This window comes from uncultured Arthrobacter sp., assembly GCF_964021775.1.
In the GTDB taxonomy this organism is placed as follows: Bacteria; Actinomycetota; Actinomycetes; order Actinomycetales; family Micrococcaceae; genus Arthrobacter.
In genome coordinates this window covers 100,416-113,881 of the sequence record NZ_CAXHZI010000010.1, presented here as the reverse complement: position 1 = coordinate 113,881, position 13,466 = coordinate 100,416, and the positions used below count along the sequence as shown (strand labels likewise).

Here is a 13,466-nt window from a genome sequence, read left to right as displayed (position 1 = left end):
CGGCCTGCCGATGGGACATGTCCGCTGCCGTGCCTGGAGGAGGGGCATGTCCGGCGGCCGCGGGGTGCCGAGTATCGGGGCCTTTCGCTGAAGAAAACGATGAGTTCCGTGGAATCGTGTAAATTTTGTGTCTCAACTCACAAGATATTGCGATTCACGCCATGGTCTTCTGGTTGAATCTAGGAATCAGGACAGTGGGCGCCCCTCGAGTCAAGCTACTTCGGGCTGCGCACTAGTACTCATCGAACAGAAAGTTCACAGATGGCAATGAACAAAAAGGCCCTGCAGAGCGCCATCGCGCTCGCCGGGGTTTCCGCCTTTGCATTGACGGCCTGCACCGGCCCTTCCGGCGGCGGAACGGCCTCCGGCAGCGCCGCAGGCGGAGGCACCATTACGTACGGCACCACGGACAAAGTCGTCACCCTCGACCCGGCCGGCTCCTACGACGCCGGCTCATTCATGGTGATGAACCAGATCTACCCGTTCCTGATGAACTCGAAGCCCGGAACGGCTGACTCCACCCCGGACATCGCCGAGTCCGCGTCCTTCACGAGCCCGACGGAGTACACCGTCAAGCTCAAGCCGGGCCTCAAGTTCGCCAACGGCCACGCCCTGACGTCCTCCGACGTGAAGTTCTCGATCGACCGCGTCGTCAAGATCAATGACGACAACGGCCCGGCGTCGCTGCTGGGCAACCTCGCTTCGGTGGAAGTCAAAGACGACTCCACCGTCGTTTTCAAGCTCAAAGAAGGCAACGACCAAGTCTTCCCGGGCGTCCTCGCCGCGAACGCCGGCCCGATCGTCGACGAAGAGGTCTTCGCCGCCGACAAGCTGATGAGCGACGACGACATCGTCAAGGGCAAGCCCTTCGCCGGACCGTACACGATCGAGAGCTACAAGAAGAACGAGCTCGTCAGCCTCAAGGCGAACCCGGACTACCAGGGCCTGCTCGGCAAGCCGGCGAACGACGGCGCCACGATCAAGTACTACGCGGACTCCAACAACCTCAAGCTCGATGTCCAGCAGGGCAACATCGACGTCGCCGGCCGCAGCCTGACCGCGACCGACGCCGCCGACCTCGAGAAGGACTCCAAGGTCAAGGTCCACAAGGGCCCGGGCGGCGAGCTGCGCTACATCGTCTTCAACTTCGACACCATGCCGTTCGGCGCCAAGTCCGCCGACGCCGACCCGGCCAAGGCCCTCGCCGTCCGCCAGGCGATGGCCAACGTCGTTGACCGCGACGCGATCGCCACCCAGGTCTACAAGGGCACCTACCTGCCGGCGTACTCCGTCGTTCCGGACGGCTTCGTCGGCGCCATCACCCCGCTCAAGGAAATGTACGGCGACGGCAGCGGCAAGCCCAGCCTCGACAAGGCCAAGAAGGCCTTCAGCGACGCCGGCGTCACCGCGCCGGTCACCCTGAAGCTGCAGTACAACCCGGACCACTACGGCAAGTCCTCCGGCGACGAGTACGCCATGATCAAGGAGCAGCTGGAGAAGTCCGGCCTGTTCAAGGTTGACCTGCAGTCCACCGAATGGGTTACCTACTCCAAGGACCGCACCAAGGACGTCTACCCGGTTTACCAGCTCGGCTGGTTCCCGGATTACTCCGACGCCGACAACTACCTGACCCCGTTCTTCATCCCGGGCAACTTCCTCAAGAACCACTACGAAAACCCCACCGTCACCGAGCTGATCAAGAAGCAGCTCACGACAGTGGACAAGGGTGAGCGCGAGAAGCTGCTCGGCGAGGCGCAGACGGCCGTTGCCAAGGACCTCTCCACGCTGCCGCTGTTGCAGGGCGCCCAGCTGATGGTCGCCGGCAAGGACGTCCAGGGTGTCGAAAAGACCCTCGACGCGTCCTTCAAGACCCGTCTTGGCGTGATTTCCAAGTAGGTCCATTCCCCATCCGGTCCTGACCAGCCAAGGAGGCGGGGCGCCTGCGCGGCGTCCCGCCTTTCTTGCTGAGAGCAGGACAACCGATTCCGGAGGCCCACGAAGCCGATGGAAACACACATTTAGGTACCAATGACAACACTTATTGAGGCGCCGCCCAGCGACGCCGACGGCCTATTGCCGACAAAGAAGAAGGCGTCCGGTGGGGGACTGGGCCAATACATCCTGATCAGGTTCCTGCTGATCTTCCCGACCATCCTCATTCTCGTGACGATGGTGTTCTTCCTGATGCGAATCACCGGTGATCCCATCACCGCCGCCCTGGGCGGCCGGCTCCCGCCCGAACAGCTCGCAGAACGAATCGCCTCGGCCGGCTATGACCGGCCCATCTTCGTGCAGTACTTCGAGTACCTTGGCCAGCTCATGTCCGGGAACCTGGGCACCACGCTCTCGGATAACCGCCAGGTCGTGGAGGTATTGACCACCTACGGTGCGGCGACGCTGGAACTGGCCGTCAACGCCGTTATCGTGGCCCTGCTCGTCGGCATTCCGCTGGGCATGATCGCCGCGCACCGCCGGGACAAGGCCCCCGACGCCGTGCTGCGGATTATGGCCATCCTCTTTTACGCCACGCCCGTGTTCTTCGCCGGCCTGTTGCTCAAGCTCACGTTCTCGGTCTGGCTCGGCTGGCTTCCGGTTGCCGGGCGGGCCAAGACCTCCACGGAACTTGCCCTTACCGCGCTCCAGGCGCCCACCGGCATCTACTGGCTCGACGCGCTCCGCAGCGGCAATTTCAATGCCCTCGGCGACGTCATCGCCCATGCGGTGCTGCCCGCCCTCGCGCTGGGCCTGCTGACCGCCGGAATCTTCCTGCGGCTGGTGCGCACCAACGTGATCGGCACGCTCGGCAAGGACTATGTGGAAGCCGGCCGTTCACGCGGCGTCAGCGAATTCCGCCTGGTGACCAAGCACGCCTACAAGCCCGCGCTCATCCCCATCATCACCGTGATGGGCCTGCAGATCGCGGTCCTGCTCGGCGGCGCCGTCCTGACCGAGACCACGTTCGAATGGAAAGGCCTCGGTTTCCAGCTCGCCAGCTATCTCACCGCGCGCGACTTCGTGGCCGTGCAGGGCATCGTCGTCCTGCTTGCCGTGATCGTGGCCGTCACCAACTTCATCGTGGACATCATCGCCGCGCTGATCGACCCCCGCGTGAGGTACTGACATGAGCATCGAACCCAATAGCGTCAACGACAACCGCCGGGAACCCTGGTTCGGGAAGCTGCCGGTCGTCTCCCACTTCAACAAGAGTGTCGGCCTGCAACGCGGCATGCTCGTCGCCGGGCTCATCCTGACGTCGCTGTTCCTGCTGACCGCAATCTTCGCTCCGCTGATCGCGCCGTTCGGCTTCTCCCAGATTTCCGACGCCGACGGCGGCTTCCCCGCGCAGCAGGCCCCCGGCGGCAAGCACCTCCTGGGCACCACCGTCGGCGGCTACGACGTGTTCTCCCGCGTCGTGTGGGGCGCGCAGACCGCCGCGCTGGTGATTGTGGTGGCCGTGATCATGTCCATCTTCATCGGCGTCATCCTGGGCCTGGTCAGCGGCTACATCGGCGGCTGGCTGGACCGGATCCTCGTGGTCATCGCCGACGCCGTGTACGCCTTCCCGTCCCTGTTGGTCGCGATCGTGATGGCGATCGTGATCAGCGGCGGCCGTTCCAGCCTGTGGGGCGGCATCCTGGCCGCGGCGATTTCCATCACCGTGGTCTTCATCCCGCAGTACTTCCGCGTGATTCGGGCCGAAACCATCCGGCTCAAGGCCGAACCTTTCGTTGAATCGGCCAAGGTGGTGGGCGCGTCCAACATCCGGATCATGACCCGCCACATCTACAGGAACGCCACCCGCACCCTGCCGCTGATCTTCACGCTGAACGCCTCCGAAGCCATCCTCACCCTCGCGGGGCTGGGCTTCCTGGGCTTCGGCATCGAACCGACCTCGGCCGCTGAATGGGGTTTCGACCTCAACAAGGCGCTTGCGGACACGACCTCCGGTATCTGGTGGACGGGTGTCTTCCCCGGCCTGGCCATCGTCCTCACCGTGCTGGGGCTCACCCTGGTCGGCGAGAGCATCAACGACCTCAACGACCCGCGCCTTCGGGGTCGCAAGAAGGCCGCTTCCGGCAAAGCCGGACCCGACACTGCCGGACCCGGTAGCTCCAGCGCACCGGCCGCGGACACAGCAGAAGTGAGAAGTTCATGAGCACCAATCTCGGCTCCGTTTCAGACCAGCACACCCGGGGCTCCGGACCGGTGCTGGACATCGACCACCTGAGGGTCACGTTCGCCACCGACGCCGGGGACGTCTACGCGGTGAAGGATGTCAGCCTTGAGGTCAACCCCGGCGAAGTCGTCGCGATCGTGGGCGAGTCCGGCTCCGGCAAGACCGTCACCGCCAAAACCATCCTGGGGCTGCTGCCGGAGACGGCGATCAGCTCCGGCGCAGTCCTGATCAACGGCAACAACGTGATCAGCGTCAGCGCCGCGAAGCTGCGGGAAATCCGCGGCCGGGACGTGGCCATGGTGTTCCAGGAACCCTCGACGGCGCTCAACCCGGTCTTCACCGTGGGCTGGCAGATCGCCGAGGGCATCCGCGCCCACGCCGGACACGGGGGAGCCGGCCGGGTCAGCGCCAAGGAGGCCAGGTCACGGGCGATCGACGCCCTGCGCAAGGTGGGCATCCCGGATCCGGAAACCCGGGTCGATTACTATCCGCACCAGTTCTCCGGCGGCCAGAAGCAGCGCGTGGTGATCGCCGCCGCGCTGGCGCTGAACCCGGGCCTCATCGTCGCGGATGAGCCGACGACCGCGCTGGACGTCACGGTGCAGGCGGAAATCCTGGAACTTCTGCGCAACCTCCGGGACCAGTACGGCACCTCGATTGTGCTCATCACGCACAACATGGGCGTCGTCGCGGACCTCGCCGACCGCGTCGTTGTGATGTACCAGGGCGACGTCGTCGAAGAAGCCAGCGCACGGGTGCTCTTCGCGGAACCGAAGCAGGACTACACCAGGAAGCTCCTCGCCGCCGTCCCGCACCTGGGCCGGAACTCCGCCTCGGCCGGCATGACCGAGCGCGCCCACCAGGGCGGCAAGGTGCTGGTCGAGGCCAAGAACCTGACCATCGAATACCCCGGCCGCCTGGGCAGTCCGGCGTTCAAGGCCGTGGACGGGGTGAGCTTCACCCTGTCCGAGGGCGAGGTCTTCGGCCTCGTGGGCGAGTCGGGCTCCGGCAAGACGACGATCGGCCGCGCCATCGCGGGCCTGAACCGGACCACGGGCGGCAGCCTGAAGGTGCTGGACTACGAGATGCTCAATCTCAAGGAGCGCACCTTCAAGCCGCTGCGCAAGCAGATCGGCTTCGTCTTCCAGGACCCGGCGGCGTCGTTCAACCCGCAGCTCACCATCGGGGACTGCATCGCCGAGCCGCTGATCATCCACACCAAGCCGACGCCGGCGCAGGCCCGGCAGCGGACCCGCGAACTGCTCGAAGCCGTGCAGTTGCCCGCCGCGTACGCCGACCGGTACCCGCACGAGCTCTCCGGCGGCCAGCGCCAGCGCGCCTCGCTGGCGCGGGCGCTGATCCTGAACCCGAAGCTGCTGATCGCCGATGAGCCGACGTCGGCGCTGGACGTTTCGGTGCAGGCGAAGGTGCTGGAGCTGTTCAAGGAGATCCAGGCCGAATTCGGTTTCGCCTGCCTCTTCATCAGCCACGACCTCGCCGTGGTGGACATCCTCTCGCACTGGGTCGGTGTCCTCTACAAGGGCAAGATGGTGGAACAGGGCCTTGGAAACCAGGTGATGGGCCACCCGCAGCACGACTACACGAAGAAGCTCATCGCGTCCCTGCCGGTTCCGGACCCGGACGAGCAGGCCCGGCGCCGCGAGCAGTTCCGCGCGGTACTCGGGGCCTGACAGCCCGGCCGGGCATGCGGCGCCCTGAGGTGCGCTGCCGCGAAGGGGCCATGCCCGCCGTTCACGAACGGCGGGTATGGCCCCTCTTTCGTTGCCTTGCCGCGGCCGCTTAACACCCGGAAGGATTTGTGCGCCAGCGCCTAGACTGGACGAATGACCGAGCAGAACCAGAACCTCCCCGACGCCGATAGCTACGACCCCGCCGCCAGCTCCCTGGCCGGGCAGGTGGACCCCGCGGTGATGGCGGAGCTGCTCTCGATCCGTTCGAGTATCGACAATATCGATGCCACGCTCGTCTTCCTGCTGGCCGAGCGGTTCAAGGCGACGCAGAAAGTCGGCTTCCTCAAGGCCGCGCACAAGCTTCCGGCCGGCGACCCGGGACGGGAGACGGCACAGATCGCGCGCCTGCGCCGGCTCGCCGCCGAAGCCCACCTGGATCCGGCGTTCGCGGAGAAGTTCCTGAACTTCATCATCGGCGAGGTGATCCGCCACCACGAGGCCATTGCGGAGGACCACCAGGCGGCGGCCCACCAGGCCGCTGCGCAGCGGTCCACGGCTGACGCGGACCCCGCCGTCGCCGCCGAAGCGTAGCAGTGCCTGTGCCAGAGATCCCCGGCCAGGTCACGGCCACCGCCCTGGGGCCGTGGCCGGGCGAAGACCCGGTCGAGGCCGCCCGCATCATCCGCGGCGAGCTGGGCAGCCCACACCTGCCCTTCCTCGCCGAGCTCCCCGACCGGGGCGTCGGTTCGGACGCCCTGGGCCGCACTGCGTCACTGCTGGAAGGCCTCGCCGTCGACGTCCAGCCCTACGGCTGGCGGCTCGTCGACCGGCCTGGCAAGGACCTCCTGCGCGCCCGGTCGGCCCTGTCCACTGATCTCAACGTCCTCGCCGACGTCGTTGGGGCCGAGGACACTCCGGCCGCGGAGCTCAAGCTCCAGCTGCGGGGCCCGGTCAGCCTCGCCGCCGGGCTGCACCTGCACAACGGGGAACGGGCCCTGATTGACCACGGCGCACGGCGGGACCTCGCGGCCTCGCTCGCCGCCGGTGTGGGCGCCTACCTGCGCCGGGCTGCCGCCGCGGCGCCGGGCGCGAGCCTGGTGGTGCAGCTCGACGAGCCGGACATCGCCGCCGTCATGGCCGGCACCATCCCCACTTCCAGCGGCTACCGCACCCTGCGCGCGGTCGCGGGGTCGGAGATCACCGAATCGTGGCGGCTCGTCATCGACGCCCTGCGGGCTGCCGGCGCGGCCGAGATCGTGGTCTCCGTGCCGGAAGTGGAGGCGCCCTTCGACCGGATCCTCGCCGCCGGCGCGGACGGGTTCGCGGTGCCCCTGCGGGCCCTGACCTCCCGCCAGTGGGAACACATCGCGGGCGCGGTGGAGTCCGGGAAACGCTTGTGGGCCGGGACCCTGCAGGTCGACGATCCCGCCGCGGCGCTGCCGCGTGTGCCCCAGGCTGTCGAAACGCTCTGGCGCCCGTGGCGCCAGCTCGGGCTCCCGGCCACCGCGCTGGGCTCGGTGCGGGTCACGCCGTCGGCAGGCCTCGCCGGCTACACGCCGCAGTCCGCGACGGCGGTGCTGACCCGGCTGACGCAGCTCGCGGACGGGCTGAACCAGCTCGCGCTCGGCTAGGACCTACACGCGGCTTTCCCAGCGGTCGGGCCGTGCGCGTTCGGGAAGATGGCCCGGCGCCGCGGCAGCGTCCGGGTAAGGCTCCAGCCGGTAGTCGAAGTGCCCGGCGTAGACCAGCACCAGGCCGATCTGCGGCTGGATCACCTTGACCTGGATCCGGTGCCGGCCCTCGTCCGGCTCCCACCACTGCTCGGCGTACGCTTTGGCGTCCAGGGCGTCCGGCAGCGGGATCCGCAGCGGGCCCAGGAACAGCCGGGAGGCCTCCGAGACGCCGCGCAGCCGGCCTTCCGGCGTGACGCTGAGGTTGAGGTCGGTGACCAGCCGGCGGTACCGGCCGACGTAATCCACCAGCCGCGGGGTGCCGGCGGAGGAGTCCAGGCTGGTGGTGTCATGGAAGATCCTGGTGGTCTGCGGAAAGAAAATTTCCCGCCGGGCGGTCAGGCTGGAGCGTCCGAAGGGGTCAAGATGGGCGTGGTTCTCGATCCGGAACCTGATGCCCTCGCCGTACTCCGGGAAGAACGCCTGCTCGCCGGTCGCCAGCCGCAGCAGCGGACGCAGCCAGCGCTGCCGGCACCCGACGACGTCGAAGACGCCTTCGCCGACGCCGTAATGGCCGGAACCCGGGGCGAGCGAGAAATAGTCCTGCAGTTCGGGTTGCAGCCGGGAAAAGTCCGGCCCGAGCCCGAGCCGGTAGATGGGGTCGTAACTGGTCACGGCATCCTCCTGGGGGTCACAGCCGTCCGGCGGCCTTCAAACGAATGTACGCGTCCGCGAGCGCCGGCGGCAGCTGCGCCGGTTCGGCGTCGACGACTTCGACGCCCGCGTGGCGCAGCTGGGCGCTGACCGCCTCGCGTTCCAGCAGGGCGCGTTCGGCCGCGGCGGCGCGGAAAACACCGGTGGCGGTCGAGCGCTCGCGCTGCATTTCGCCGAGCTGGGGGTCGCGGACCGAGGCGACCACCACCACGTGCTGCTGCGCGAGTTGTGCCGCCATCGGCAGGAGCCCCTCTTCGGGGGCGCCGCCGTCGAGCGCGGTGAGCAGCACCACGAGGGAGCGGTGCGCCGACACGGAGCGGACCCGGGCCGGTATCTGCGGCCAGTCGAGTTCAATGAGTTCAGCCTCCAGCGGGACCATGGCCTGGACCAGCTGTCCGAGCAGGTTTCCCTTGGCCGCGGAGCCGGCCTGCGCCCGGAGCCTGCGGTCGAAGGCGAGGAAGTCCACCCGGTCCCCGCCCCGTTCGGCCAGGACGGCCAGCAGCAGCGCCGCTTCGATGCCGGTGTCGAGCCGCGGCTCGTCGGCGATCCGGGCGGCGGCGGTGCGGGAGGTGTCCAGCAGGATGACGACGCGGCGGTCCCGTTCCGGCCGCCAGGTCCGGACCACGACGGCGGAGCGGCGCGCCGTGGCGCGCCAGTCGATGGAGCGGACGTCGTCGCCGCGCACGTAGTCGCGCAGGGAATCGAATTCGGTGCCGGCGCCGCGGATCTGCACTGCCGCCTTCCCGTCGAGCTCGCGCAGCTGGCGCAGCTTGGAGGGGAGGTGCCGCCGCGAGTGGAACGGCGGGAGCACCCGGAGCGTGCCCGGGCACGGGAAGGTGCGCTGCCGGGCGGCCAGGCCCAGCGGGCCGAAGGCGCGGACCGTGACGTGCGCGGCGGCCAGTTCACCGCGCCGCGTGGGCTGCAGCGTGACGGTCACCCGGCGGCGCTCGCCGGGCGGGACCAGCAGGGGCTGGACCGGGTTCCGCGCGCCGGCCGAGGGCTGCCAGGCGTCCCGGACCAGCCCCCGCAACATCCGGCGCCCGGCGTTGGCCACCGTGAGCACGGACTCGGCCTGCCCGGCCAGCGGGACGCTGCCAGCGTCGTTGCGCTGCACCGAGACCTGCCGCAGCGGTACCGCGAGCGCCAGGTCCAGCAGCACGGCGGCAAGCAGCAGCAGGCCCACCAAGGCAGCGGAGCCCCAGCCGGGCAAGAGCGCCACCGGGATCAGGCCCAGCAGCGCCAGCACCACGAAGCGTCCGGAAACTGCCATGGCTCAGCGCGGCACGGGGACGGAGGTGAGGATGCTGCCCAGCACGCCGTCGACCTGCACGCCGTCCATCTGCGCTTCGGGGCGCAGCGCCACCCGGTGCCGCAGGCAGGGCAGGGCGAGGGCCTTCACGTCGTCGGGGGTGACGAAGGTCCGGCCGGAGAGCCACGCCCAGGCGCGCGAGCCGTTCAGCAGGGCGGCGGCGCCGCGCGGCGAGACGCCCAGCTGGAAGGACGGCGCCGCGCGGGTGGCGCGGACCAGGTCCACGATGTAGGCGAGGACCTCGGGGCCGATCTCGACGGCGGCCACGGCGTGCCGTGCCTGCTCCAGCTCGGCGCGGCCGGCCACCGGGCGGACCCCGGCGGCGGCCAGGTTGCGCGGGTCGAAGCCGGCCGCATGCCGCCGGATCACCTCGATTTCGTCCTCCCGCCCGGGCAGCGGCATGGTCAGTTTGAGCAGGAAGCGGTCCAGCTGGGCCTCGGGCAGGGGGTAGGTGCCCTCGTACTCCACCGGGTTCTGCGTGGCCGCCACGATGAACGGCGTCGGCAGCTGGCGCGAGACGCCGTCCACCGACACCTGCCGCTCCTCCATCGCTTCCAGCAGCGACGCCTGGGTCTTGGGCGGCGTCCGGTTGATCTCGTCGGCCAGCAGGATATTGGTGAAGACCGGGCCTTCGCGGAAGCTGAACTCCGAGGTGTGCGAGTCGTAGACGAGCGAGCCGGTGACGTCGCCGGGCATCAGGTCCGGGGTGAACTGGATCCGCTTGGTGTCCAGGCTGAGGGCGGCCGAGAGGCTGCGCACCAGCAGGGTCTTCGCTACCCCCGGCACCCCCTCGAGCAGCACATGGCCGTGGCACAGCAAGGCGATCAGCATCCCGGTGACGGTGGCGTCCTGCCCGACGACGGCCCGGCCGACCTCGCGGCGCACGTCCAGCAGTGCCTGCCGGAGGGGGTCCCGGTCCAGGGAATCCCACTGCCCGGGGGCTTCCGGGGCGTGCGTGGAGACGCTTGGCTGATCATTCATCGGGCGTGTACCTCTTTCTCTAGTCGGTCCAGCTCCTGGGCCCAGCGCACGAGGTCGGCCTCGGCGCGGGGTGTGGCGTCGAGGACAGCGGCGACGGTTTCCGCTGCCCGGTCCAGGTGCCGGGCGGCCGCGTCAGAAATGGCTGCGGCCCCGGCGTCCGGTCCCAGCCGGAGCATCCTGGCCAGCCGCACCAGAGTCCCGGCGCGGAGGACTTCGGCGGCATGGTCGACGGCGCGGGCGTCGTGGTAGAGGCGGGCCCGTCCTTCCGCCGTCTCCACCGCCTTAACCACCACGGGGAGCGGCTCGAAGACCAGGGGACCGAGCCTGCGGCCGCGCCAGAAGACTGCGAGCACCGCCACGAAGGCCAGCCAGGGCCCCAGGACGTGGGTCCAGGGCGCGGCGAGCTGATCGAGGGTCACCGGTTCCCTCGCGGCGGGAACGTCGGCGATCCCGGGCAGATACCAGATCAGCCGTGGCTCCGCTCCGAGGGTCCGCAGCACAAGAGCGGCGTTGCCCTGGTCGGCGAGGGCCCCGTTGCTGAGGATTTCGGTGCTGCCCAGGACCACGGTCCGGCCGTCCTCGCTGCCGGCGTAGAGGCCGCCCCCGCCGTCGCGCGGCTCGTAGCAGACCACTTCTCCGTCGTAGAGGTAGCCGTTCGCGGCCGAGACCGTGCCGGCGGCGGCAGGGTCCGAAAGACCGCAGGCCGGGGCGAGCGCCCCGGTGCCGTCCCGAACCACTCCGGCCTGCACGATCCCGCCGCCCACGCCCTGCAGCGTGTTCAGCCGGGGCGTCATCACCACCAGCCGGTCCGCGGCACCGCCCAGGTACTGCAGCTGGTCGCGGCCGAGGTAGCCGTTGCGGTCGTAGAGCAGGACGGTGGTGCGCTCGCCGGCGTGTCCGGCGGCCTCCAGCGCCTGGCTGGCCGCCTCCAAAGAGTCCTGCTGCTGCACGTTGACGCCGTGGCGGCGGAGGATTTCCGCGGCGGCCTGCGCTCCTTCCGGGGCAGGGTTGCGGGTGGACAGCGCCGTCCGGTCGCCGCGGGGCTGCAGTTGAAGGACCGCCGTGAGAACCAGCGCGGCGACAAAGACGACGCCGAGCACGGTCCAGGTGCGGTGCCGGCGCAGCCAGCGGCGCAGCGTCGACACGCCGGTCACAGCGGCCTGACAAGGGCGTCCGTGCCGGTGCCCTGATAGTCCGGAGTGGTGCCGGCCAGCGCCGCGTCGAGCTCGGCCAGTGCCGCATGCTCGTGTGGGCCGGCCGCCGCGCCGCCGTAGCGGACGGCGTCGAAGGTCAGTGCCGCGCCCTGCAGCCCCCCGGCGTGCGCACCGAAGGCACGGCCCAGTCGGGCGGCGGCCTCGCCGGCGGTCCGTCCGGGTTGCCGGTCCAGGACGGTGCGGTCTTCCGCCGCGCGGACCAGGGCCCGGAACTGTTCGACGACGGCAGCGGGCCAGTCCCCGCGGGCGGCCGCTTGCGCGGCGCGCTCACGGTGCGCCGCCGGGGTCAGGTCCGGGCCGGCGTCGAAGACGTCCTTGACCGCGGGGTTCCGGGCGTTGAGCCGGGGCCGCACCACCAGGACGGCGACGCCGATGACCACGGCGGCGATGATCAGCAGCAGCGGCACGGCATAACCGCCGTCGCCGCCCGGGGCGCCGTTGCCGGTCAGCGTCCGCAGCCAGCGGGCGAATTCCGCAAGCGCATCGTCGAGCCAGCTGGGCTCGGCGGCGCGGTACGGCGCCTTCGCGAGTTCTTCCGCGGCCCAGCGTCCGGCTTCGTCGCGTCCGGGAAGCACCGGTGGTTCCTGCTGGAACTGTGCGGACAGCGCCGCCCTGGCACGGTCCGCCGCGAGGGCGGGGATACCCGTCATCCGCGGAATGGGGGAGGGCCGTAGGGCGGCTGCTGCCAGGCGGAGGTGTCCCCGCGGACCACCGCTGAACCCCGTCCCGGGACCCCTTCCGGGTCGCTGCCGGTCTCCAACTGCCGCAGCAGGGACAGGTCCAGCCCGTCCTTGCGCATCCGCAGGTCCAGGTAGACGAGGGCGACGGCCGAGGTCTGGAAGGCGAAGCCCAGGGCTGCGACCAGGGCGCCGACCACCGCGCCGATGACGGTGACCATGATCCGGACCGCCTGGGACTCACCTTCGCCGCCCTGGGCGAAGACCGTGGCCCCGATGCCGCTGCCGAGGAGGTTCACGGGAATCAGGATGATCTGGGTAAGGACGCCAACGAGCAGGCCGACCACCAGCGTGACGCCGAGGATGCGCCACCAGTTGCCGCGGGTCAGCTGCCAGGAGCGGCGCAGGCCGGCGGCCGCGCCGATCTCCTCGACGACGATCGCCGCGGGCGCGACGAGCAACCGTACGGCGAGCCAGACCAGCCCAACCGTGAGGGCCAGAAACAGGAAGACCAGGGCCAGCGCGGCAGCGCGCTCCAGGACGCGCACGAGCGCCACCGTTCCCACCACCACGACGGCGGCGACGGCGGCCACCCCGAGGACCATGAGGCCGGCGAACCCCAGCAGCGCACCGGTCCGGGAGCGTGAGAGGGTCCACATCTGGCGGAAGCCCGTCGACCTGTTCAGCAGCGAGCGGGCCACCGGAACCGCCATCGCGCCCTGCATGACGACCGACATCAGGACGGTCAAGAGCATCAACACCAGGCCGACGCCGGCGATGCCGAATACGAGGGCCGCCGCCTGCGAGGGGCCGATGCCCTCCAGCCACGGAGCCGGCGACCACCCGGAGACGGCGCCGGTCTGCGCGACGGCGGAGACGACAGAGCCGAGGCCTTGGGCGATCACGCCCGCGCCCAGCATGGCCGCGGGATTGCGCCTGACGGTCTGGAAGGCGCCGTCCAGGATCTCGCCCAGCATCAACGGACGCAACGGCACAATGCCGGGCTTCGGCGGGGCCACGTAACGGGGCTGGC

General features: G+C 69.7%; 12 protein-coding genes. 6 read left to right on the top strand and 6 right to left on the bottom strand.

Annotated features, from left to right (window positions below):
* Positions 1 to 261 precede the first annotated feature (261 nt).
* The 6 genes from ABIN76_RS10860 to ABIN76_RS10835 all read left to right on the top strand — a co-directional run bounded on the left by ABIN76_RS10860 (position 262) and on the right by ABIN76_RS10835 (position 7,499).
* Positions 262 to 1,896, top strand: a complete 1,635-nt coding sequence (locus ABIN76_RS10860) for an ABC transporter substrate-binding protein (RefSeq protein ID WP_346959727.1) — start codon at positions 262 to 264, stop codon at positions 1,894 to 1,896.
* A 132-nt stretch (positions 1,897 to 2,028) separates the two neighbouring features.
* A complete protein-coding gene (locus tag ABIN76_RS10855; protein WP_346959726.1) occupies positions 2,029 to 3,120 on the top strand; it encodes an ABC transporter permease in 1,092 nt (363 codons plus the stop codon).
* Between the two features lies 1 nt (position 3,121).
* Positions 3,122 to 4,156: an ABC transporter permease gene (locus ABIN76_RS10850; protein WP_346959725.1), complete on the top strand. Its 1,035-nt coding sequence runs from the start codon at positions 3,122 to 3,124 to the stop codon at positions 4,154 to 4,156.
* On the top strand, positions 4,153 to 5,868 hold the full coding sequence (locus tag ABIN76_RS10845) for an ABC transporter ATP-binding protein (RefSeq protein WP_346959724.1): 1,716 nt from the start codon (positions 4,153 to 4,155) through the stop codon (positions 5,866 to 5,868). The genes ABIN76_RS10850 and ABIN76_RS10845 overlap by 4 nt, the downstream gene beginning before the upstream one ends.
* A 153-nt stretch (positions 5,869 to 6,021) precedes the next feature.
* Positions 6,022 to 6,459: a chorismate mutase gene (locus tag ABIN76_RS10840; protein ID WP_346959723.1), complete on the top strand. Its 438-nt coding sequence runs from the start codon at positions 6,022 to 6,024 to the stop codon at positions 6,457 to 6,459.
* 8 nt (positions 6,460 to 6,467) lie between these two features.
* Positions 6,468 to 7,499, top strand: a complete 1,032-nt coding sequence (locus tag ABIN76_RS10835; RefSeq protein WP_346959722.1) for a hypothetical protein — start codon at positions 6,468 to 6,470, stop codon at positions 7,497 to 7,499.
* Positions 7,500 to 7,502: 3 nt separating this feature from the next.
* Here the strand turns inward: ABIN76_RS10835 and ABIN76_RS10830 are convergent, their stop codons facing one another.
* From ABIN76_RS10830 to ABIN76_RS10805, 6 genes are read right to left on the bottom strand one after another with little or no spacing between them, the layout of a single operon-like run.
* Positions 7,503 to 8,213: a DUF4166 domain-containing protein gene (locus ABIN76_RS10830; RefSeq protein ID WP_346959721.1), complete on the bottom strand. Its 711-nt coding sequence runs from the start codon at positions 8,211 to 8,213 to the stop codon at positions 7,503 to 7,505.
* Between the two features lie 16 nt (positions 8,214 to 8,229).
* On the bottom strand, positions 8,230 to 9,522 hold the full coding sequence (locus tag ABIN76_RS10825) for a DUF58 domain-containing protein (protein ID WP_346959720.1): 1,293 nt from the start codon (positions 9,520 to 9,522) through the stop codon (positions 8,230 to 8,232).
* Between the two features lie 3 nt (positions 9,523 to 9,525).
* Complete coding sequence (locus tag ABIN76_RS10820; RefSeq protein WP_346959719.1) at positions 9,526 to 10,542, bottom strand: MoxR family ATPase; 1,017 nt, start codon at positions 10,540 to 10,542, stop codon at positions 9,526 to 9,528.
* Positions 10,539 to 11,696 carry a DUF4350 domain-containing protein gene (locus ABIN76_RS10815; RefSeq protein WP_346959718.1) on the bottom strand — a complete coding sequence of 386 codons (1,158 nt, stop codon included), beginning with the start codon at positions 11,694 to 11,696 and terminating at the stop codon, positions 10,539 to 10,541. The genes ABIN76_RS10820 and ABIN76_RS10815 overlap by 4 nt, the downstream gene beginning before the upstream one ends.
* Entirely contained in the window at positions 11,693 to 12,406 is a 714-nt protein-coding gene (locus ABIN76_RS10810; RefSeq protein WP_346959717.1) for a DUF4129 domain-containing protein, read from the bottom strand. The genes ABIN76_RS10815 and ABIN76_RS10810 overlap by 4 nt, the downstream gene beginning before the upstream one ends.
* Positions 12,403 to 13,452 (bottom strand): hypothetical protein, encoded by a 1,050-nt coding sequence (locus ABIN76_RS10805; RefSeq protein ID WP_346959716.1) that lies wholly within the window; start codon positions 13,450 to 13,452, stop codon positions 12,403 to 12,405. Before ABIN76_RS10805 ends, ABIN76_RS10810 begins: the two co-directional genes overlap by 4 nt.
* Positions 13,453 to 13,466 lie beyond the last annotated feature (14 nt).

What these genes read in the sequence shown, in the direction of transcription:
- ABIN76_RS10820 (WP_346959719.1), bottom strand. Translation starts at nt 10,542, where the DNA reads ATGAATGATCAGCCAAGCGTCTCCACGCACGCCCCGGAAGCCCCCGGG.
- ABIN76_RS10825 (WP_346959720.1), bottom strand. Translation starts at nt 9,522, where the DNA reads ATGGCAGTTTCCGGACGCTTCGTGGTGCTGGCGCTGCTGGGCCTGATC.
- ABIN76_RS10840 (WP_346959723.1), top strand. Translation starts at nt 6,022, where the DNA reads ATGACCGAGCAGAACCAGAACCTCCCCGACGCCGATAGCTACGACCCC.
- ABIN76_RS10845 (WP_346959724.1), top strand. Translation starts at nt 4,153, where the DNA reads ATGAGCACCAATCTCGGCTCCGTTTCAGACCAGCACACCCGGGGCTCC.
- ABIN76_RS10810 (WP_346959717.1), bottom strand. Translation starts at nt 12,406, where the DNA reads ATGACGGGTATCCCCGCCCTCGCGGCGGACCGTGCCAGGGCGGCGCTG.
- ABIN76_RS10850 (WP_346959725.1), top strand. Translation starts at nt 3,122, where the DNA reads ATGAGCATCGAACCCAATAGCGTCAACGACAACCGCCGGGAACCCTGG.
- ABIN76_RS10860 (WP_346959727.1), top strand. Translation starts at nt 262, where the DNA reads ATGGCAATGAACAAAAAGGCCCTGCAGAGCGCCATCGCGCTCGCCGGG.
- ABIN76_RS10855 (WP_346959726.1), top strand. Translation starts at nt 2,029, where the DNA reads ATGACAACACTTATTGAGGCGCCGCCCAGCGACGCCGACGGCCTATTG.